This is a genomic window from Kocuria sediminis, assembly GCF_009735315.1.
Lineage (GTDB): Bacteria > Actinomycetota > Actinomycetes > Actinomycetales > Micrococcaceae > Kocuria > Kocuria turfanensis.
On record NZ_WOGU01000020.1, the window covers coordinates 18,690 to 39,184 of the forward strand.

At 68.8% G+C, this 20,495-nt stretch carries 16 protein-coding genes and 2 pseudogenes; 9 read left to right on the forward strand and 9 right to left on the reverse strand.

The window, feature by feature from the left end; translation table 11 throughout:
- Positions 1–232: 232 nt before the first annotated feature.
- Positions 233–580: pseudogene (locus GMA12_RS16930) on the forward strand (DUF1622 domain-containing protein); the annotation flags it as partial.
- Positions 581–762: 182 nt separating this feature from the next.
- On the opposite strand, the gene gnd reads toward GMA12_RS16930, so the two are convergent.
- The 3 genes from gnd to GMA12_RS16945 all read right to left on the reverse strand — a co-directional run bounded on the left by gnd (position 763) and on the right by GMA12_RS16945 (position 3,768).
- Entirely contained in the window at positions 763–1,740 is a 978-nt protein-coding gene (gnd, locus tag GMA12_RS16935) for a phosphogluconate dehydrogenase (NAD(+)-dependent, decarboxylating) (RefSeq protein WP_240898929.1), read from the reverse strand.
- A gap of 167 nt (positions 1,741–1,907) precedes the next feature.
- Positions 1,908–2,270 carry a DUF488 domain-containing protein gene (locus tag GMA12_RS16940; protein ID WP_156270681.1) on the reverse strand — a complete coding sequence of 121 codons (363 nt, stop codon included), beginning with the start codon at positions 2,268–2,270 and terminating at the stop codon, positions 1,908–1,910.
- A 70-nt stretch (positions 2,271–2,340) separates the two neighbouring features.
- A complete protein-coding gene (locus tag GMA12_RS16945) occupies positions 2,341–3,768 on the reverse strand; it encodes a glucose-6-phosphate dehydrogenase (protein WP_156270682.1) in 1,428 nt (475 codons plus the stop codon).
- A 60-nt stretch (positions 3,769–3,828) separates the two neighbouring features.
- Here GMA12_RS16945 and GMA12_RS16950 point away from each other — a divergent pair, with 60 nt between their 5' ends.
- The 3 genes from GMA12_RS16950 (at position 3,829) to GMA12_RS16960 (ending at position 8,894) form a co-directional block, all read left to right on the forward strand.
- Positions 3,829–5,760, forward strand: a complete 1,932-nt coding sequence (locus tag GMA12_RS16950) for a glycoside hydrolase family 15 protein (RefSeq protein ID WP_156270683.1) — start codon at positions 3,829–3,831, stop codon at positions 5,758–5,760.
- A 186-nt stretch (positions 5,761–5,946) separates the two neighbouring features.
- Entirely contained in the window at positions 5,947–8,436 is a 2,490-nt protein-coding gene (locus tag GMA12_RS16955) for a molybdopterin oxidoreductase family protein (RefSeq protein WP_156270684.1), read from the forward strand.
- On the forward strand, positions 8,433–8,894 hold the full coding sequence (locus GMA12_RS16960) for a ferritin family protein (RefSeq protein WP_156270685.1): 462 nt from the start codon (positions 8,433–8,435) through the stop codon (positions 8,892–8,894). Before GMA12_RS16955 ends, GMA12_RS16960 begins: the two co-directional genes overlap by 4 nt.
- 420 nt (positions 8,895–9,314) lie before the next feature.
- Here GMA12_RS16960 and GMA12_RS19645 read toward each other — a convergent pair.
- The 6 genes and pseudogenes from GMA12_RS19645 to GMA12_RS16985 form a co-directional block, all read right to left on the reverse strand.
- Positions 9,315–9,467: pseudogene (locus GMA12_RS19645) on the reverse strand (twin-arginine translocase TatA/TatE family subunit); the annotation flags it as partial.
- A complete protein-coding gene (locus GMA12_RS16970; RefSeq protein ID WP_370831984.1) occupies positions 9,440–10,528 on the reverse strand; it encodes an intradiol ring-cleavage dioxygenase in 1,089 nt (362 codons plus the stop codon). The pseudogene GMA12_RS19645 and the gene GMA12_RS16970, both read right to left, overlap by 28 nt.
- A gap of 381 nt (positions 10,529–10,909) precedes the next feature.
- Positions 10,910–11,035: a hypothetical protein gene (locus tag GMA12_RS19365; RefSeq protein ID WP_276607437.1), complete on the reverse strand. Its 126-nt coding sequence runs from the start codon at positions 11,033–11,035 to the stop codon at positions 10,910–10,912.
- A gap of 54 nt (positions 11,036–11,089) precedes the next feature.
- Positions 11,090–11,281 carry a hypothetical protein gene (locus GMA12_RS19105; RefSeq protein ID WP_240898930.1) on the reverse strand — a complete coding sequence of 64 codons (192 nt, stop codon included), beginning with the start codon at positions 11,279–11,281 and terminating at the stop codon, positions 11,090–11,092.
- A gap of 218 nt (positions 11,282–11,499) precedes the next feature.
- On the reverse strand, positions 11,500–12,630 hold the full coding sequence (locus GMA12_RS16980; RefSeq protein ID WP_240898931.1) for a serine hydrolase domain-containing protein: 1,131 nt from the start codon (positions 12,628–12,630) through the stop codon (positions 11,500–11,502).
- 312 nt (positions 12,631–12,942) lie between these two features.
- A complete protein-coding gene (locus GMA12_RS16985; protein ID WP_162460002.1) occupies positions 12,943–14,571 on the reverse strand; it encodes an SLC13 family permease in 1,629 nt (542 codons plus the stop codon).
- Between the two features lie 319 nt (positions 14,572–14,890).
- On the opposite strand from GMA12_RS16985, the gene GMA12_RS16990 reads away from it, so the two are divergent.
- The 5 genes from GMA12_RS16990 to GMA12_RS17010 form a co-directional block, all read left to right on the forward strand.
- Positions 14,891–15,793, forward strand: a complete 903-nt coding sequence (locus tag GMA12_RS16990) for a LysR family transcriptional regulator (RefSeq protein WP_156270687.1) — start codon at positions 14,891–14,893, stop codon at positions 15,791–15,793.
- A 127-nt stretch (positions 15,794–15,920) separates the two neighbouring features.
- Complete coding sequence (locus GMA12_RS16995) at positions 15,921–17,018, forward strand: tartrate dehydrogenase (RefSeq protein WP_156270688.1); 1,098 nt, start codon at positions 15,921–15,923, stop codon at positions 17,016–17,018.
- A gap of 160 nt (positions 17,019–17,178) precedes the next feature.
- A complete protein-coding gene (gene dctA, locus GMA12_RS17000; RefSeq protein WP_156270689.1) occupies positions 17,179–18,717 on the forward strand; it encodes a C4-dicarboxylate transporter DctA in 1,539 nt (512 codons plus the stop codon).
- Complete coding sequence (locus GMA12_RS17005) at positions 18,714–19,886, forward strand: glycerate kinase (RefSeq protein ID WP_156270690.1); 1,173 nt, start codon at positions 18,714–18,716, stop codon at positions 19,884–19,886. The genes dctA and GMA12_RS17005 overlap by 4 nt, the downstream gene beginning before the upstream one ends.
- A gap of 225 nt (positions 19,887–20,111) precedes the next feature.
- On the forward strand, positions 20,112–20,495 hold a 384-nt coding region (locus tag GMA12_RS17010), incomplete at its 3' end, for a pyruvate kinase (RefSeq protein WP_240898932.1).

Below are 20,495 nucleotides of genomic sequence, written 5' to 3' on the forward strand. Positions count from 1 at the left end.
TGCAGGATGGCATCCGGAGGGCGCCCTATCCTGGCTCGTCGTCCGGGTGCATCCAGGGGTAATCCCCGGTTCACATGGGGAGCGGCGGTGATACCGGAACCTCTGCGACCGTGAATCTGGTGGCCCATGACTCGATGGTGCGCTCCGAGTAGTCTCACCTCCCACGGGCGTCGGCCACGGGGGGCTGAGCTTTCTGGTGACCCGGTCCGAGTGGAACAGGGAAGGGGGCAGCGTGGAGTTCCTGGGCATCTTGGAGAGCGTGGGTAAGGCCGTTGATGTGGCCGGGGTGGTCGCCATCGTTTTGGGCGCGGTCCTGGCCACCCTCATCGCAGTTGGTGCTCTTCTACGGGGAGGTGCCGGGGAGGGCGTGTACCACCGCTACCGGCAAGGCTTGGGCCGGTCCATTCTGCTGGGTCTGGAGCTGTTGGTGGCTGCCGATATCATCCGCACCGTGGCGGTCACTCCTACCTTCCAGTCGGTCGGAGTGCTCGCCGTGATCGTGCTGATCCGCACGTTCCTCAGCTTCTCCCTCGAACTGGAGATCACCGGGCGCTGGCCCTGGCAGAAGGATCCAGGGGCAGAAGACCGGCAGATGCTGGCCCGGACGGCCAAGCCGCTGGATCCCCCGGGCCAGAATGCACCGAGCGAAGGTCAGGACGTGGGCCAGCACTGAGAGGGGCTCGGTGGACTCAACCGGTAGCGCTGGCATGGTGGTACTGCCGCCTGTGGGCCCTTCTTCGTTCAGGCCGGATTGGGCCCGGCTTACTGCTCGGCGGGGTGGGCTGGTTCTTCCCCAGGGGATGCTTCGACGTGCTCGGGCCCGGTGGCCACGTCCTTCACCGCATGCCCGCCGAACTGGTTGCGCATCGCCGCGATCATCTTCATCGCCGGGGCCTCGTCCTGGCGGGAGGTAAACCGGGCGAACAGGGCGTTGGAGATGGCCGGGACCGGCACCGCCAGATCCAGAGCGGCCTCCACTGTCCAGCGGCCCTCCCCGGAGTCCTCGGCGTAGCCGGCCAACCGGTCGAGGTGCTCGTCCTCGTTCAGGGCGTTGACCGCCAGGTCCAGCAACCAGGACTTGATGACCGAACCCTCACGCCAGGAGTTGAAGGTCTCCCGCACCGAGGTGACATGACCGGCAGCCTCGAGCAGCTCCCAGCCCTCAGCGTAGGCCTGCATGATCGCGTACTCGATGCCGTTGTGGACCATCTTCGCGAAGTGGCCGGCGCCGTGCTCCCCGGCGTGCACGAAGCCGAACTCCCCGGCGGGCTTGAGGGAGTCGAAGATCGGCTGGACCTTCGCCACGGTCGTTTCATCCCCGCCGACCATCAGCGCGTAGCCCTGGGTGATGCCCCACACACCCCCGGAGACCCCACAGTCCAGGTACTCGATGCCCTTGTCGGCGAGCTTCTGCGCCCGGGGGGCGTCGTGGATCCAGCGGGAGTTGCCGCCGTCGATGATGACGTCGCCCTCCCCCAGCAGCCCGGCCAGTTCCTCGATCACCGGGTCCACCACTTTGTCCGGGACCATGACCCACACGACCTGCGGTTCACGGTCGATCTGCCCCACCATCGCCTCAAGACTCTCGGTGTCGGAGAGCTCCGGGTTGGTGTCGTAGCCGATAATGGTGTGCCCGGCCTGGCGCAGGCGTTCACGCATGTTCCCGCCCATTTTGCCCAGTCCTACCAGTCCCATCTGCATGGTGTCCCCCATCCTTTCCAACCGGTTTCTGTCGCTCATGTGCTGCTCCACGCCCGGTAGAGCGTCCAGTGCGACCCACTTCGGTCTGCGGGGCAGCCCTTCGTGCCCCATCATGGCCCGGTGGGATGGTGAGCAACAGGGCGGACCGGGACCTCCGATCCGCCCCGGCGCGCAGGGCGCTTGGCGGGGCGCCGGTGAGGAGCAGGTCAGCGCCGCAGCAGATCGGCTAGGACGGCGGCTTCGCTGATCTGCGGGGTCTTGGTGGCAGTGATCAGTGTCAGCGGCCCGCGCTGGGCCAGCTCGCGCAAGTGCTGGAGGGCTTCGGCGCGTTCGGGGTCGGCGAGTTCGGTGTGGTAGCGGCGGGCGAACTCCTCGAAACGCTCTGGATCGTGGCCGTACCACTGCCGGAGCGCGGTCGAAGGCGCGACGGTCTTGCACCACTCATCCAGATCGGCTTTGTCCTTGCTCAGTCCCCGGGGCCACAGCCGGTCGACCAGCACACGGGTGCCGTCGCCCACAGCGGGCTCTTCATAGGCCCGACGAACCTGCACCGGGTGCTTCTTCGCCATCACTTGTTCGCCTTCCCGCAGGTCTCCCCGTCTGTGCTGCGGACCTGCGCCGCCACGCGCCCCGCGGGGATCATGACTGCCAGTTCTGCGGTCCTGGTGATCCGGCGGGGTACTCCTCCAGGGGCACCTGCCCGGACTGCCATGCTGCCCGGATCTGATCGACGACCCCCCAGGCGTGCTCGGCGGCTGCTCCGGAAAGGGACAGGGACGGGTCCCGGTCCAGGAGTCCGTGCAGGACCTCCCCGTAGGGGTTCAACCGGCCGGCGCCGAAGTCGGCGGTGAGCCGGCCGCGATCCAGAACGAAGGGATCGCCGGGGCCGTTGACGTTGAGCTCCAGCACCATCGCGTCGGGTTTCAGGCAGAGGCGCAGCACCGTCGGCTCGAGATGCCCGTCCAGGCCGGTGGGCAGGTGCGGGACCTCTCGGAAGGTGATGGCGATATCCCGCCGGGCAGCTCCCAGGGCCTTACCGGAGCGCAGGGTGAAGGGGACCCCTGACCACCTCCAGGTGCTCGACTCCAGGGTGACCTCGGCCAGGGTCTCGGTGTCCCGTTCCGGGTCCACCCCGTGCTCCTCGACGTAGGAGGGAAGGCGGCGGTCTTCGATGGTGCCGGCGGTGTAGCGGGCGCGCCGACTGGCCGCTACCGGGTCACCGCCGAAGGGACGGACCGCGCGCAGGGCCTCGGTCTTGGCCGCGCGCAGGTCGGTGGCGTGCACCGACTGCGGGGCGTCCATGGTGACCAGGGCCATGACCTGCAGCAGGTGGGACTGGATCATGTCCACCATCGCCCCGGCCCGGTCGTAGTAGCCGGCGCGGTTCTCCAAGCCCAGTTGTTCGTCGTAGACGATCTCGACCTTCGCGACGTGATCGCGATTGAGCAACGGTTCGAACAGGTAGTTGGCGAAGCGCAGCCCCAGGATGTTGAGCACCGTGGACTTGCCCAGGAAGTGGTCCACCCGAAAGACCTGGTCCTCCTCCACCAGGGAGGCCAGCTGACGGTTCAGTGCAGCGGCGCTGGCACGGTCCACCCCGAAGGGCTTCTCCAGGGCCAGCACGGTGCCCTCGGGCAGTGCCACCTCGTGCAGCGCTGCAATGGCCTGGGCCGTCACCGCCGGCGGCAGGGCGAAGTACAGGGCCGGGATCCCGGTGGCGGAGGCCAGCACCTGCTGAAGGTCCTCCGCCGAGGCGGCGTCGGTGACCAGGTACTCGGCGTGGGCCAGCACATGGTCCACGGCCGGGCCGGTGGCCTCCACGGAGTCAAAGGCCGCGCGCACAGTGTCGGCCCACTGCTGGCTGTCGCGCGGGGCGAGGTCGGCGCCAATCAGACGGATCCGCCGCCCGGGCTGCTCCGTGAGCAACCGCCCCAGCCCGGGCAGCAGCAACCGGGAAGTGAGGTCACCGGTGGCGCCCAGGACCACCAGGGTCCCGATGCTCTCCATCCCTGTGGTGCCCGCGCCCGTGTTTTCCGCACTGGTCTTATCTGTGCTGGTGGTCTCCATATCAGCACGCTACGCCGACCTGCCCTGGGTGTCGCCAGGCTCCCTTGGTTGAATGAGCCCATGGACACCGACTCTGCCCGACGAGCTTCCACCCCGCTGGAGGACTACGCTCTGCTGTCAGATCTGCACACCGGTCCGTTGGTGTCCCGAGAGGGCAGCATCGACTGGTTGTGCTTCCCCCGCTTCGATTCCCCGGCCGTTTTCACCGCCCTGCTCGGGGGGCCGGAGGACGGGCGCTGGAAGGTCTCGGCGGTGGACGGGAAGGTGGTGTCCCGCCGTTATTTGCCGGGCACCTTCGTGCTGGAGACCACCTGGTTCACTCCCACCGGCACCGTGGTGGTCACCGACTTCATGCCCCCAGGCAGCCACCGCGCCGACCTCGTGCGGCGGGTGGCCTGTGTGGACGGCCAGGTGGAGGTCGAGCATGACTTGCGGATCCGTTTCGACTACAACCGCGCCAAGCCTTGGACCCGCCGGGTGGACCTCGACGGCGCCGGAACGTGCGGGCTGCTCTCGGTGGCCGGCCCCGATGCCCTGCTGCTGGCCGGTCCCCTGCTGCACCCCCACGAAGCCCAGCAGATAGAACCCCAAGAAGGCATGGAAGAGCGGCACGACGCCTCACCGGAGGGCCACCCCGACGACTACCAGGGCGCGGTCGCTGACCGCCTCACTGGCGTGTTCCCTCTAGCGGAAGGCGAGTCCCTGGACTGGGTGCTGACCTGGCACCTGTCCCACCACTTCCCGCCCACCCCCGAGGATCCACAGGAAGCCTTCGACCGCACCGTCGCCTACTGGCGAGAATGGTCCGCCCGGGTCAGCGTGCACAACGATCACGACCGAGCCGTGCTGCGCTCCTTGAGGGTGCTGCGGGCGTTGACCAACAGTGACACCGGTGGCATCGTGGCCGCCCCCACCACGTCTCTGCCCGAGGATTTCGGGGGTGTGCGCAACTGGGACTACCGCTACACCTGGTTGCGCGACGCGGCCCTGACCATCGAGACCCTCATCACCCACCACTTCACCGACGGCGCCATGCACTGGCGCAACTGGTTGCTGCGCGCCGTCGCCGGGGACCCCGAGGACATCCAGATCATGTACGGGATCGCCGGGGAACGTGAATTGCCCGAGGTGGAGCTGCCCCATTTGGCCGGTTATGAGGGCTCGTCCCCGGTGCGGATCGGTAACGGCGCCGCCGGCCAGTACCAGGCCGATGTGGTGGGTGAGGTCATGATTGCCTTGGCCGCCCTGCGCGATGCCGGAATCGAGGAGGACGAGTACTCCTGGGGGCTGCAGAAGAATCTTCTGCGCTTCGTCGAGGCCAACTACGACCGCACCGGCCACGGGATCTGGGAAATGCGGGGGGAACCGGCCAACTTCGTCCACGGACGCGCCATGATGTGGGCGGCGTTCAACCACGGCATCCGCGCCGTCGAAGAACACGGCTTGGATGGCCCGTCGAAGCGGTGGCGGGGCCTGCGTGACCGGTTGCACACCGAGATACTGGAACACGGCTTCGACAAACAGAGCAACTCCTTCACACAGACCTACGACAACACCGAGGTGGACGCCTCCCTGCTGCAACTGCCGCACACCGGCTTCATTGCCTACGACGACCCGCGCATGCTCGGCACCGTGGCGCGGATCGAGCACGAACTGGCCGACGAGCACGGGTTGCTGCGCCGCTACCGCATCGAGACCGGCCTGGATGGCCTGCAGGGTGATGAGTACCCGTTCTTGATCTGCACTTTCTGGCTCGTGGAGCAGTACGCCCGTAGCGGGCGGATTGACGACGCCCAGACCCTCCTGGACCAGCTCACCGGTTACGCCACCGACCTGGGCCTGTTCGCTGAGGAGTACGACCCGGTAAGCGGGCGTCTGGCCGGGAACTTCCCCCAGGCCTTCAGCCATCTCGGTTTCATCCGCGCCGTGGACGCGGTGTCCCAGGCGACCGCACGCCCCGAATCGTGTCGGCCCAGCAGCCCACCGAGCTGACAACTCAGGATCCACGACAGTCCTTGCGGACGGGGCGAAGACGGAAACGGCCTCAAGCGATCGATGCCCTGTGGTGGGTTCCTTCCCGCTGTGGCGCGCATTACCGTCGCTAGGTGAAAGGTCGCCTCCCGGGGCCGGTCGGGTCTTCCGCACTGGAGGCGCGGCACATCGACGAAAGGTACGACCATGGTGGATCGCATCGCCGACATCTGGGGCACGCGCACGCCTTTCGCCCGGGGGCAGCGGTGGCCGGTGCGGGTGGACCAGGTGCTGGCCGAGGGACTGGTCGAGGAGGACGTGGAGCGGTGGGTGCAGTCGGCCTGTGTGCTGTGCAGCAACGGCTGCGGGGTGGACATCGCCGTGAAGGACGGGGCCATGGTCGGGGTGCGGGGCCGGGCGGTGGACATCGTCAATCACGGCCGGCTGGGGCCGAAGGGTTTGTTCGCCTCCTGGCAGGGCGTGTCCCACCGGGACCGTCTCACCCGCCCGCTGGTACGGGAGAACGGTGTCCTGGTGGAGACGGATTGGGACACCGCGATGGGTCGGATCGTGGCCCGCAGCCAAGCGTTGCTGCAGGACAAGGGCCCGTTGTCCCACGGGTTCTACACCTCCGGGCAGCTGTTCCTGGAGGAGTACTACGCCCTCGGGGTTCTGGGCAAGGCCGGGATCGGCACCCCGCACATGGACGGCAACACCCGCTTGTGCACGGCCACGGCGGCGGCGGCGATGAAGGAGTCCTTCGGCGCCGACGGGCAACCCGGTAGCTACGTCGACATCGACGAGTGCGACGCGATGTTCTTGTACGGGCACAATATGGCCGAGACCCAGACCGTGCTGTGGGCCCGCGTGCTGGACCGGCTCGCCGGCCCGGACCGGCCGAAGGTGGTGTGCGTGGACCCGCGGGAGACCGAGGTCGCCCGGCACGCCGACGTGCACCTGGCCGTGAAACCGGGCACCAACCTGGCACTGATGCACGGGCTGATCCGCGAGGTGATCGCCCAGGGGTGGATCGACGAGGACTGGATCGCCGCCCACACGTTGCGTTTCGAGGACCTCGCGGAGCAGATCGAGCCCTGGACACCCGAGGCGGTGGCCGCCGAATGCGGGGTGGCCGCCGGCGATGTGCGGGAGGCCGCCCGCATTTTCGGGACCTCCGAACGGGTGCTCTCCACGGTGCTGCAGGGCTTCTACCAGTCCGCCCAGGCCACCGCCTCGGCCTGCCAGGTCAACAACCTGCACCTGCTGCGCGGGCTGCTCGGGAGACCAGGGTGCGGGATCCTGCAGATGAACGGCCAGCCCACCGCCCAGAACAACCGGGAGTGCGGGGCCGATGGGGACCTGCCGGGGTTCCGCAACTGGGAGAACCCCGCCCACGTGCAGGAACTGGCCGATCTGTGGGGCGTGGACCCGCTGGTGATCCCGCACTGGGCCCCGCCCACCCACGCGATGCAGATCTTCCGCTACGTCGAGCAGGGCTCGATCGAGTTCCTGTGGATCTCCGCGACCAACCCGGCGGTGTCCATGCCTCAGCTGCCGCGCATCCGGGACATCCTGGACCGGCAGGGACTGTTCCTCGTCGTCCAGGACCTGTACCTGACCGAGACCGCTCAGTACGCCGATGTGGTGCTGCCGGCCGCGGCCTGGGGGGAGAAGACCGGGACCTTCACCAACGTCAACCGCACCGTCCACCTGTCCGAGAAGGCCGTGGACCCACCGGGGGAGGCCCGCAGCGACTTGGACATCTTCCTGGACTACTCCCGGCGGATGGGGTTCCGCACCCGCTCCGGGGCGCCCCTGCTCGAGTGGGACGGCCCGGAGGAGGCCTTCAGCGCCTGGCGCGCATGCACCCGGGGGCGGCCGTGCGACTACACCGGCATCAGCTACGGCCGGCTGCGCGGGGGTAGCGGGATCCCCTGGCCGGTCAATGACGAGCACCCCGACGGCACCGTGCGCCTCTACCGCGACGGAGTGTTCTCCACCGATCCGGACTACTGCGAGACCTACGGCCACGACCTCACCACCGGCGCCACCGTGGGGCCGCAGGCCTACCGGGCCATGACACCGGGCGGGCGGGCGATCTTCAAGACCGCCCCCTACCAGGGTCCCCACGAGCCCCCGCGCCAGGACTACCCGTTGCGCTTCACCACGGGGCGGACCGTCTACCACTTCCACACCCGCACCAAGACCGGCCGCGCAGCCCCGCTGGACGGGGCCGCCCCGGACGCCTGGGTGGAGATCTCCGCGGTCGACGCCGGGGACCTGGGGCTGGTCGAGGGCGACGTGGTGCGGGTGGAGTCCCCCCGGGGCCACCTGACCGCCCCGGTGCGGGTCGGGGACGTGCGCGCCGGGACGGTGTTCGCGCCCTTCCACTACGGCTACTGGGACACCCCCGACCCGACTGGTCGTGATCCGCAGCAGCGGCACCGGGCGGCCAACGAGCTGACGCTCACCGAGTGGGATCCGGTGTCGAAGCAGCCGGTGTTCAAGACCGCGGCCGTGCGGGTGACCAAGGTCGCTGATTCCACCGCCCCGGCCCCGGCCCCCACCACCACCGCTTCGCGCCCCGCCCGGGGCGGGCGTGTCCCGGCCACCGTGGGTGGGGCGGCGGCCGAGGTGGACGAGACCATCGCCCCGACCGAGCCGCCGGCCGTGGCCACCAAGGAGGAAAGAGCATGAAGTTGCCCGTCTACCTGGGGTTGCTCCACCGCTCCGAGCGGACCCTGGCCGCGTCCTTCCGCCAGGTCGCCGAGGGCCACGGCGCCGAACCGGACGTGTACCACCTCTGCCGGGCCCTGGCCGGCCAGTGCGAGGTCCACGTCCGGGCCCTGGCCCCGGTCGTCGACCGCTACGGGGAAGTCGAGGAGGACGACGAGCCCGAGCGGCTGCACGCCGACGGGCTGTCGGAGACCCGCTCCGGGCCCGTGGGACTGCTGCGGGACCTGCAGGACCTCTACCTGCTGGCCAGCCTCGTGGACATCACCTGGACCGTGGTGAAACAGGCCGCCCAGGGCCTGCGCGACCAGGAGCTGATCGACGTCGTGGAACGCTGCGAGGGTGAGACCACCACGCAGCTGCACTGGCTGTCGACGCGGATAGAGCAGGCCGCCCCGCAGGCCCTCATCGTTGCCGAATAAGGGGCCCACCCGTACGAGGAGCCAGATCAGTGATCAGTGATGCTCGTTCAATTTGTGCCTCTAGCGCTGCCAGGGCGACCTTGACGATGAACAACACCGAACCATCGAGACGGCCGCCGCCACGCCCGTCCAGCTTCACCGCCCATAGACCAGCGCCTCTACCCCGCAAGGGCACGGCCATGGCCATCTACTCAGCGCCGAGCAGTCCAAACGCTCCACGCCCTGTTGCCACCGCGACGGCAGCGGCTCGTCAACCTTTACTCGGTCATATGTAAACCAGAGATCCGGACCCTGTTTGGCTCGGGGCTGATCCGCGGGACGGTCCCGACTCGCACCCCTGAGCTAGCTGCGCGGCGCGGTGGCCCCTTGGTTCTCGTGCGCAGCCCGCCCCTTGAAACTCACATCGGCCTGGATGGGCTGGTCCTCCTTCAGTTGCGTCACCTCGGACTTGAGAATGCGCATCGACTGGCCGAGGCTGCGGGCAATGGCGGGCAGTTTCGGGGCGCGGAACAGCAGCATGCCCACCGGCAGGATCAGCAGCATGCTCATGGGGTTGTCGAAGAGTCTGGCCAACGGGTACTCCTTTCTGCGGTAAGCGGGGACGATCTGGTTCGGCCGGTCAGGAGGTGCAGTTGCCTCCGCCGTCCGGGGCGGTGCTCAGCCTGCCGGGGCACCTGGCCGGGCCCGCCAGCCGGCGGTGCCCCGGCGGGGGCTCCGGCCATGCCGCCGCCGGTGGGGGTGGTGGTGTCCACCCCCGCGGTCAGGGTCACGGTGTAGCCGTCGGAGACGTTGCCGGTGACCGCCCCGAGCTGGCTCGCCCCGCCGTCGTCGCCGAAGACGTTGTCGGTGGCCAGGGTGAGCTGGGCGAGGTTGGCCACCGAGGACGCGTAGCCGGCAGTGGCGTAGACGGCGTCGCAGGCGTTCTTGGGCAGGGCCACCTGGGAGGTGGCGATCGCAGAAGTGGAGTCGGTGATGGAGGCCTGCTCGGGATAGACCTCGAAGTGGACGTGCGGCCACCGCCCGGTGTAGCAGGCGGGGAAGATGCTGGTGAAGCGCACCTTCCCGTCCTCGTCGGCGATCTGCACCCCGCGCAGGTAGTTCTCCTCCGTGACGCCCTCGGAGTACAGGGAGTAGCGGCCCTCCCGGTCGCAGTGCCAGACGTAGACGGCCGCCCCGGCGAAGGGCACCCCGCCGCCGGCGAGGTCGGCGACGGTCAGCTCCAAGGTCATGGGCACCCCCGCGGCGGCCCCGGCCGCGTCCCCGAAGCTGGAGCGCAGGTCGCTGCGCACGATCCCGCTCTGCTCCAGCACGTCCGGGCCATTGGAACCGTCCCCGGGATACGGCCCGGCGGTCTCGTCGGGGATCTCCTCGGCCGCTGGGGCCGTGGCCGAGGGCGAGGCGGTGGCCGGGGACGAGGCCGATGAGCTCGTACCGGCGGAGGAGCCGCCGGTCGCCCCGCACGCGGCCAGGCCGGCCGTGGCCGCGCCCACGCCGAGGAACCCCAGCACCCGCCGCCGGCTCACCAGCGTGCCGAGGTCGAAACCCAGCCCCTGGTCCACCACCTCCTCCTCCGGCCGGGGCAGGCGGCGCCCCTCGTAGCGGAGCATCGTCTCGTGCGGGGAGCGCGGGTCCACGGGTTCTCCATCAGTAAGGGGGTGACTGCTGAGAACGGTAGGCAGGCAAGCTGTGCCGGGGTTGAGCCAGGCCTTACCGGAGACTCTTTGGATCGTGGCCAGCCCTGGAATCCCGTCACCACGCAGGTCCAGCACCCCACGACCGGGAGGGAGCACAGACACCACGGCGGCAAAGCCTCTCCATGGGCCACTGGGATGGGCACGCTCACCCCGGTAGCCCACCGGCCGCTCGCCGGGCCATCTGTAAAGCGGAGGGGACGGACTTCGCGTTCGCCCCATGCTCATGGCCTCATAAGCATCAGCTTGGTCGGTCCTGAAGTGGCGATCTGACCCAGACCGCAGGTCGCCGACTGAGCCGACTCGACCGCAAGACCGAGGCCATCAGTGGGCTCCGCATGATGGCCAGTCGAGGGTCAGCTGCTGTCGGTGGTGGTCGTAGTGCTGGGTGCCGTAGTGGTAGATCTCGGCCAGGCTCATCCAGTCCCGGAAGTACGGGTCCCAGGACACGGGCATGTGCATACCGCGGGCCAGTGCGTCCGCGGGCTCGGTTTCCAGCCGGGTCTACAGGACGTCGAAGGTGCGGTCGAACCACCGGATGAGCCGCGGGCCGTGAATCATGCGCGCGGCCCCGCGGTCGCTCTGGTAGTTGATGAAGTGGAAGGGCCGGGTGCCGACCTGCAGTGTCCGGGCGAAGGCGCGGCTGACCGGTTCGGGGAGGCAACCCATCAGGCGCGCCAGCGGCAACTGGTCCATCGGGTGCCGGACGAGGGCCGGCGCAGATCCGCTGGAGCTGCTGTTGTCACGTGGGCGTGGAAGTCCGTTCGAGCATGTTCGAGCTCGTCGTGGATCTCTTGACGGGTAGGTGAGGTGCCGCTCATCGTGGTCGTTCACTCGTGCGGTGTGCTGGATAAAGAACCCCACTGCAGCGGCCGTGGATCGCTGACCGACCTCATGGGCATCACCCGAAGGTGTTACGACCAGGAGGCGGTTGTCAGGAGAGCGAAAAGGGGCTCGAAGTCGTAGGTCGTGGTGCTGTTGGTCATCACCGCGATGCCCAGGCCTTGGTCTGGGTAGAGGCGCATGATGTTCCAGAATCCGGCGCCGGCTCCGAAGTGCTCGATCCACTGCCCTGCCCCCTTGGTGGGGCGGCGGAACCAGCCGATCCCGTGGTCGAAGGGCTTCCCCGGGTGCTCGATCACGCGCATGGACCAGGCCGTCTCAGCGGAGAGGATACGGCGCCCCTCGACCTGACCATCGCCCAGATGCAACCGGAGGAATCTTCCGGCATCCACCACATCGCCGACCAGGCCCCCGTAGGCGGGTCCGTCGACGTAGAAGGGCCGCAAGCCCAGGTACGCGCCGTGACGGGTCCCGGCCACCCCGGGTGGGAGCAGGCGGCGCAGCAGTGGATCGGCAGCGCGCGAGGCGCGCACGTAACCGGTGGCGGCTGGTACCCCTGGGCGATAGGTGAACCCAGTGCCGGTCATGCCCGCCGGGTCCAGCACGGCGTGCTGCAGATAGGTGGTCACCGGCATCCCGCTCACGGCTTCAATGACCTGGCCCAGGGCTAGATAGCCGATGTTGGTGTATCGGGCCTTCCGCCCCGGGGTGTGGCGGTAGGCGCGAGGTCGGCTCAGCACGGACCGCAGCAGGTCCTCGACCGCCGGCGGCTCCTGCCCGGCCGGGTGGACCCATCGCAGCGGTAGTGGATTGGACCAGCCTGCGGTGTGGGTCAGCAACTGCCTCACCGTGGGCTGAGCGGCAGCCGGGGCGCGCAGGTAGTCCACGTAGTCGGCCGCCGGGGCGTCCAGCTCGAGGCGACCGTCCTCGACCAGGGTCATGACGGCCGTGGCGGTGACGATCTTGCTCATGGAGAACCACAGGAACGCCGTGGACGGAGTCGCCGGCGCCCCCGTGGACAGATCAGCGGTTCCGAACCCACCGGCGTACAACGACCGTTGCGCATCGACCACGACAAGGGACAGACCCGGGATGCGTCCGGTGGCCATCATGGTCGCCACCGCTTCCACCAACCATTCAGGAGTCTCCTCCGGCGAAGTGGTGGAATCATCACGATGGTGCTCGGACGGATAGCTGTGCATGGCATCCCCCAGGTGCGCGGCTCAACGAACGTCGCACCGCCACCCTGAAATCCCGCCGGCATGGTGTCAAGACCAAAGCCGTCCAGGCCATCCAGAAGACCAATCCCTACTGCAACGTGGCCCCCATGGGCAGTGTCCGGTAACCGGCCATATGTAAACCAGGGGTATGTCTGGTCTGCTCCGTCGGGCCTCTCTGTGCACCACCCGTGGCGCGGCATGCCGAGGAACCCTACTAGACACGGATGATCTCAAGGCCCCCACCGTGGTGGGGGCCTTGAGCAGTAGTGGTTCTTGCGGCTCTGGGTGCCGGGGTCAGCCGCCGATGCCGACGACGGCGATCATCACCGGGACGATGGCGACGATCAGGGCCACGCCGAGGATGTCGAAGAAGAGGCCGGTGCGGATCATGCGGGTAATGGGCACGGCCCCGGTGCCGTAGACGATGGCGTTCTGCGGGGTGGAGACCGGCAGCATGAACCCGAAGGACGCGGCGAACGTGGCGGCCATGGCCGGGACGAACGGGTCCACGCCCATGGCCTGGCACAGCGGGATCACGATGGGCACGATCACCGCCGCCGATGCCGTGTTGGAGGTCGTCTCGGAGATCAGCACCGCGAGCACGGCGGAGAAGATGGTGATGGCCACGACGTTGGTGATGGGCAGGTTCTCGGCCGCGCCGGTGCCGATGGTCTCGGCCAGGCCGGTGTCGGCCAGCAGGGAGCCGAAGATGATGCCGGTGCCGAACAGGACGATGGTGCCCCAGTCGATCTTGGCCGCGTCGGTCCAGGTGAGGGTGGCTTCGCGCTTCTTCCAGTTCGTGGGCAGGATGAACAGCAGAGAGGCCCCGAGCACCGCCACGATGCCCTCGTCGAGGCGGTCGTCGAGGAAGATGTAGGCGGCCGACTCGGTACCGGCAAACAGGCTGACGACGGCCGGCAGCAGCCACAGGGTGACGGTGAGACCGAAGGCGACCAGGGTGTTCTTCTCCGCCCGGGACATCCTCCCCTGGGCCTGGCGGTGCTCGCGGATGTACTCCTCCACGCCCTCGATCCGGCGGATCTCGGGCTTGTTGAGCAGGAACATGATGACCGCCAGGACCACGAACATGGCCAGGCACACCGGAAAGGCAACAGCCATCCACTGGGCGAAGGAGATCCGGGTGCCGGTGGCCTCCTCGATCAGGCCGCGGCCGATGAGGTTCGGCGGGGAGCCGACCGGGGTGAGCAGACCGCCGACGGAGGCGCCGTAGGCGAGCATGAGCAGCAGCGCGGCCCCGACCCGCAGCCGCAGGGGGTCGAAGTCGGCCTTCACCACGCCCTTGTCCTGCATGAGCTGGGCGATGACGGCCAGGATGCCCAGGGCGGTGGGCATGAGCATGGCCACCGTGGCGGTGTTGGAGACGAAGGCCGAGAGCATGCAGGTAATCACGCCGAAGGCGATGATGATCCGGTAGGTGGACCTGCCGACCCCGGGCAGGGAGAGCACGAAGAAGGCCAGACGCTGGGCGATGCCGTGCTTGAGCATGGCCTGGGCGAGGATGAACGCCCCGATGAAGGTGAAGATCGTGGTCGACCCGAACGGCTGGAGCACATCCGAGGCCGGGGCCACCCCGAGGATCACCACGGCGGCCACGCCGATGAGCCCGCCGATCGGGATGGGCACCGGCTCGCAGATCCACAGGATGATCACGCCCAGCAACACCGCGGCCAGCAGGTGCTGGGTGGGGTCCATGTTCAGCGGCAGCAGGGCGAAGATGATCGCCACCGCCGGGGCCAGGAACAGCCCGGTGGTCTGGCGGGCGCGTTCGAACTTCTCCTCCCGCGGGGAGAGGGTCTGCTCGCTGAGGCTACGGAAGGTCTTGCCGCCCAGCAGGGCAGCACGGACGTCCGTGCGGGGTGGAGCACTCGTGGGGCCGGCGGAAACGGGTTGCTGGGTTTGCACGGTCCAGGTCCTTCCATAGATGGGATGGACTCACCATGCGTCCGTGACTTGCATCACGTCCAAGGCCTGTTGTCTACTACGCCAATAGGAAGAACCAATAGGTCCATGGGTGGCGACCCCACCCGGCACCCAAGGGGTCGCGGGATTCTTGGAGCTTGCGAACTGTGACTTCACCGCCGGGTGGGTTCGCGTGAAGCGGGGCCGATGCGTGCACCGGGGCGCAGCTGCGGCGGCGACGATGGCAGTGATTGGCCTGCGTCGTCATCCGGGGAGCGGCACCGCCCCGGCGTCCTGTGGTGCATGAGAAGGGAAGACAGAGATGGATGTTCGGCAGCTGAAGTACTTCTTGGCCGTGGTGGACCACGGCGGGTTCACCCGGGCGGCGGAGCATTTGATCATCGCCCAGCCCTCGTTGTCGCAGACGATCAAGGGCCTGGAGCGGGAGCTGGGAGTCTCGCTGTTCCATCGGATCGGGCGGCGGGTGGTGCTCAGCGAGGCCGGGGAGGAGCTCGTGGGCCCGGCCCGGGTGGTGGTCCGTGATCTGGAGACGGCCCGGGCGGCCATCGATGATCTGCGCGGGGTGCGCAGCGGCCGCCTGGACGTGATCGCCATGCCCTCTCCGGGGATCGAGCCGCTGACGTCGATGATCGACGCCTACGCACAGTCCCATCCGGCGGTGACCCTCAATGTGGCCGCCGCCTTCACCCCCGATGAGGTGACCGAGGCGGTGCGCACCGGCAGCGCGGAGATCGGGATCCTCGGCGCCGACCGCCCGTTCCGCTCCGCGGAGGTCGAGGTGATGCATCTGGAGCAGCAGCCGCTCGTGCTGATCGTCAATCCGCAGGCCGACGACTTCGGCGACGGCGAGACCATTGGCCGGCAGGACCTGGAAGGACACCGGGTGGTGGCTTCCCAGCGGGGATCGCTGATGCGCTGGCTCGTCGACGACGCCCTGGCCGGCGGGGTGCAGGTGCAGATCGCCGCCGAGGTCGCCCACCGCACCTCGGTGCTGCCGCTGGTGCTGGCCGGAGTCGGGCACGCGGTGATGCCCTCCTCCTGGACCCCGCTAGCGAGGGCCGCGGGACTGCGCGTGCTGGGGATCGAGCCGACCACGGTGCTGCACGTGGCTGTGCTCAGCCGCCCGGCGGACCTGACCCCGGCCGCTCAGGCCTTCCTGGACATCGCGGCCCAGCACACGGTCGACCACCCCTCAGCACCATAGGGACCCCCTATTTAAGGGATGCAATTCAGGTCTTGGACCTTATGTATGTCGGGGCGTTCTACTGGTACTCAACACCGCGATGTGATGCGGGCAACACCGGATAGACCTCGACAAGGAGAGCACCACCATGGCTGAGCACCAGGTTTTCAAGATCGCCTCGATCCCCGCCGACGGGGTGGGCAAGGAGGTCGTCGCCGCCGGCCGCAAGGTCCTCGACGCGATCGCCGAGCAGTCCAACGGGAAGTTCTCCTTCGAGTGGACCGAGTTCCCCTGGGGCAGCGAGTACTACGCCGAGCACGGGGTGATGATGGACCCCAACGGCCTGGAGGAGCTCAAGAACTTCGACGCGATCCTCTTCGGGGCCGTCGGGTGGGAGAACGTCCCCGACCACGTGTCCCTGTGGGGGCTGCGGCTGAACATCACCCAGAACTTCGACCAGTGGGCCAACATCCGCCCCGTGAAGTTCCTCCCCGGGGTGGTCTCCCCGCTGCGCAAGGCCGACGACACCGAGCTGGACTGGGTCGTGGTCCGGGAGAACAGCGAGGGCGAGTACGCCGGACTCGGCGGGCGCAACCTCTCCGGCCGGGGCCCCGGCAACGAGGTGGCCGTCCAGTCCTCCCTGTTCACCGAGAAGGGCTGTGAGCGGATCATCCGCTTCGCCTTCGACCTGGCCCGCACGCGCACGGTCCAGAAGGTCTCCAGCGTCACCAAGTCCAACGCCCAGCAGTACGGCATGGTGCTCTGGGACGAGGTCTTCGCCCGCGTCGCGGGAGACTACCCCGACGTGCAGACGGAGTCGGTGCTGGTGGACGCGATGAGCGCCAAGTTCGTGCTGCACCCCGAGGAGCTGTCGGTGGTGGTGGCCTCCAACCTCAACGCCGACATCCTCTCCGACCTGGGCTCGGCGATGGCCGGAAGCCTCGGGCTGGCCGCCAGTGCGAACCTCAACCCGGAGCGGCGGTACCCCTCGATGTTCGAGCCCGTCCACGGCTCCGCCCCGGACATCGCCGGGAAGGGCATCTCCAACCCCATCGGCACCATCGCCAGCGCGGCCCTGATGCTGGAGCACTTCGGCCTGCACGTCGAGGCCCGCCGGGTCGAGGCCGCCATCGAGGCCACCACCGCCGCCGGCCACCTCACCCGCGACATCGGCGGCACCGCCGACACGAACGAGATCACCGAGGCGATCATCGAGGCCCTGGCCAAGTCCCTGACCTCCGCCTGAACAACCTCCGCCTCTGCCTGAGGCGTTCTTCAGGGGCCGGCCGGCACCGTACCGGCCGGCCCCTGGCTGTCCCATGCCCGGGGCAAGCCCCGCTTACTTCCCTTGAGGGCTCAGCGCACCGCCGCGGAGCATTCCCTTCTCGACACCGAGGACAACACTCATGGACCACACCATGGTCAGTGACACCCACCCCACGGCCGCCCGTAAGCCCTGGTACCGCCAGCTCTACGTCTGGGTGCTCGTGGCGATCGTGCTCGGCATCCTCGTCGGCTGGCTCGCCCCCGAAACCGGGGAAGCCATGCAGCCGATCGGCACCACGTTCGTGGAAGCGATGAAGATGCTCATCGGCCCCATCGTCTTCCTCACCATCGTCGGCGGCATCGCCAGCGTGGCGGATCTGAAGAAGGTCGGGGTCACCGGGCTGAAAGCCCTGGGCTACTTCCAGATCGGCACCATCCTGGCCATGCTCACCGGCCTGGTCGCCATCAACATCTTCCGCCTCGGGGACGGCGTCAACGCCGACGCCTCCACCATCGAGACCACCGGCACCGCCGCCGAGCTGATCGACAAGGGCGAGAACCAGCAGTGGTGGGAGTTCCTCACCCACATCATCCCCGGCAGCGTGGCTGCCCCCTTCGTGGAGGGCGACATCCTCCAGATCATCTTCATGGCCGTGATCTTCGGCATCGCCCTCAACGCCGTGGGCCAGATCGGCGCCCCGGTCCTGGACGTGATCCAGCGCCTGACCGCGGTGATCTTCAAGGTCCTGAACTACATCATGAAGGCCGCCCCGCTGGGCGCCTTCGGGGCGATGGCCTTCGCCGTGGGCAAGTACGGGGTGGAGACCCTCTCCAGCCTCGGCTGGCTGATCCTGCTCTTCTACGGCACCTCCCTGGTCTTCGTCGTGGTGGTCCTGGGCTCGGTGATGGCCTTCCTGAAGCTGAACCTCTTCACGATGCTCAAGCACTTCAAGGAGGAGCTGCTGCTGATCCTGGGTACCTCCACCGCCGAGCCGGCCCTGCCCGGACTCATGCGCAAGCTCCAGCACGCCGGGGTCAAGAAGGAGACCGTGGGCCTGGTCGTGCCCACCGGCTACAGCTTCAACCTCGACGGGGCGGCGATCTACCTCTCCCTGGCCGCCGTCTACATCGCCCAGGCCACCAACACCAATCTGACCATCGGCCAGCAGCTGGGCATGCTCGCCGTCATGCTCCTCACCTCCAAGGGAGCCGCCGGAGTCGCCGGCGGCGGGTTCATCGCCCTCACCGCCACCCTGAGCACCCTGGGCACCATCCCGGCCGCGGGCATCATGCTCATCTTCGGCATCGACAAGTTCATGTCCGAGTGCCGGGCGCTGGTCAACTTCTGCGGCAACGCCGTGGCCACCCTGTTCATCGCCTGGTGGGACAAGAGCCTGGACGTGGACCGCGCCCGCCGGGTCTTCAACGGCGAGGTGCTCCCGCCCCTGGAGGAGCCCACCACCACCGAGACCACGACTGAGGCCCCTGTCGTGGGCCGCGCGACACCGGCCGTGGAGGACCCGCTGGCCGAGCTCGAGTCCTCCACCGTCCCGGCCGTGCCCACCACCACCGCGCTTCACCGGGTGGTCGACGGACCCGCCGCCGACCTCGGGACCGCCGAGACGGATGGGGTCTTCCGGGACCGCGACGATGAGCTCGTGAACGAGGCCGCCCGATGAGCACGAATCTTCTGACGACACCGCGGATCCTGATCGCCCCGGACAAGTTCAAAGGGTCGTTGACCGCCGCCCAGGTCGCTGATTCCCTGGCCGCAGGCCTGCTCCAGGACAACCCACTAGCCCAGGTGCACACCCTGCCCCTGGCCGATGGTGGGGACGGCAGTGTGGCCGCGGCCCTGGGTGCGGGGTTTCAGGCGCTGACCATCCCGATCACCGGCCCCACCGGGGACCCGGCGACCACCACGGTGGCCTTCGACGGCACCACCGCGGTGGTGGAGGTGGCCACCACCGCCGGGCTGCAGATGCTGCCCGCGGCCCGCCTGGCCCCGCGCGAGTCCAGCAGCGTGGGCTTCGGTCAGGCCATCCGGGCCGTGCTGGCCCACCGTCCGGCCCGGATCGTGCTGGCCCTGGGTGGCAGCGCCACCACCGACGGCGGGGCCGGGATGTTCTCCGCCCTCGGCGCGGTGTTCGCCGACCGGGCAGGCCAGGCCTTCGTGCCCACCGGCGCCACCCTGGGGCAGATCGCCGAGGCGGATCTCACCGGGCTGGTCGACCTGGGCGGGGTGGAGTTGATCGCCGCCAACGATGTGCAGAATCCCCTGCTGGGCCGCCACGGGGCAGCAGCCGTTTACGGCCCGCAGAAGGGCGCCTCCCCCGACGACGTCAAGGTCCTAGAGGCCGGGCTGGGGTGCCTGCTCCGGCGCCTGTGGGAGGCCGGCTGGCCCGCCGAGGAGGCCGCCGGCGTGCCCGGGGCCGGCGCCGCCGGCGGGCTGGGCTGGGCCGCGATGCTGCTGGGCGCGAGGATGGTCTCCGGAGCCGGGTTCTTCCTGGACCTGCTCGGCTTCGACGCCCACGCCGCCGGCTGCGACCTGGTGATCACCGGGGAAGGGAAGCTGGACACCCAAACGCTGTCGGGCAAGCTGCCTCTGGTCGTGGCCCGCCGCGCGAACCCGGTGCCGGTGATCGCCGTCGTGGGGCACAACGCCCTGGACACGGATCAGTTGCCCGCCCATGGCATCGAGAAGGTCTACGCGCTCAGCGCCATGACCGACCAGGACAGCGCCACCGATGCCCGTCTCTCCGCGGCCCTGCTGCGCCAGACCGGCCAGCACATCGCCCGCGCCCTGACACCGGACGCACACACCACCCACACCGCAGACGCCCTCTAGACACACCGATGATCAGGCGGCCTGACACCTCCGGTGTCGGGCCGCCTGCCGTCGCCGCGTTCCCAGCACCCCGGGGTCCACCGCCGGAAAACGCCGCGCCCGCGCTGATGCCTCCAACCCCGGAACACCGTCGCCGGAGACTCAAGGGGCAGCGTGCCGAGGCTACGGCCACCTCCGTGTTTGACCTCCCCTCCCCCTCTTGAACCGACGACAGGACGTCCCCCTATGCGACGAGCGAAGATCGTGGCCACGATCGGCCCGGCCATCTCCTCCTACGAGAACCTCTCCCAGGCGATCCGGTCGGGCATGAACGTGGCCCGGCTCAACATGAGCCACGGCGACCACGCCGTGCACGACGCGTCCTACGAGAACCTCCGCCGGGCCTCGACGGATGCCGGGCAGACCGTCGCGATCCTCGCCGACCTGCAGGGGCCCAAGATCCGGCTCGGCCGCTTCGCCGACGGGCCCCACGAGCTGCTGCCTGGCGACGTGTTCTCCATCACCGTCGACGAGGTCGAGGGCACCGAGAGCCTGTGCTCCACCACCCACAAGGGCCTGCCCGGCGACGTGCACGTGGGCGACCCGCTGCTCATCGACGACGGCCGGGTC

Coding starts and splice junctions, on each gene's coding strand:
- gnd (WP_240898929.1), bottom strand. CDS start 1,740: ATGAGCGACAGAAACCGGTTGGAAAGGATGGGGGACACCATGCAGATG.
- GMA12_RS16940 (WP_156270681.1), bottom strand. CDS start 2,270: ATGGCGAAGAAGCACCCGGTGCAGGTTCGTCGGGCCTATGAAGAGCCC.
- GMA12_RS16945 (WP_156270682.1), bottom strand. CDS start 3,768: ATGGAGACCACCAGCACAGATAAGACCAGTGCGGAAAACACGGGCGCG.
- GMA12_RS16950 (WP_156270683.1), top strand. CDS start 3,829: ATGGACACCGACTCTGCCCGACGAGCTTCCACCCCGCTGGAGGACTAC.
- GMA12_RS16955 (WP_156270684.1), top strand. CDS start 5,947: ATGGTGGATCGCATCGCCGACATCTGGGGCACGCGCACGCCTTTCGCC.
- GMA12_RS16960 (WP_156270685.1), top strand. CDS start 8,433: ATGAAGTTGCCCGTCTACCTGGGGTTGCTCCACCGCTCCGAGCGGACC.
- GMA12_RS19105 (WP_240898930.1), bottom strand. CDS start 11,281: ATGGACCAGTTGCCGCTGGCGCGCCTGATGGGTTGCCTCCCCGAACCG.
- GMA12_RS16980 (WP_240898931.1), bottom strand. CDS start 12,630: ATGCACAGCTATCCGTCCGAGCACCATCGTGATGATTCCACCACTTCG.
- GMA12_RS16990 (WP_156270687.1), top strand. CDS start 14,891: ATGGATGTTCGGCAGCTGAAGTACTTCTTGGCCGTGGTGGACCACGGC.
- GMA12_RS16995 (WP_156270688.1), top strand. CDS start 15,921: ATGGCTGAGCACCAGGTTTTCAAGATCGCCTCGATCCCCGCCGACGGG.
- dctA (WP_156270689.1), top strand. CDS start 17,179: ATGGACCACACCATGGTCAGTGACACCCACCCCACGGCCGCCCGTAAG.
- GMA12_RS17005 (WP_156270690.1), top strand. CDS start 18,714: ATGAGCACGAATCTTCTGACGACACCGCGGATCCTGATCGCCCCGGAC.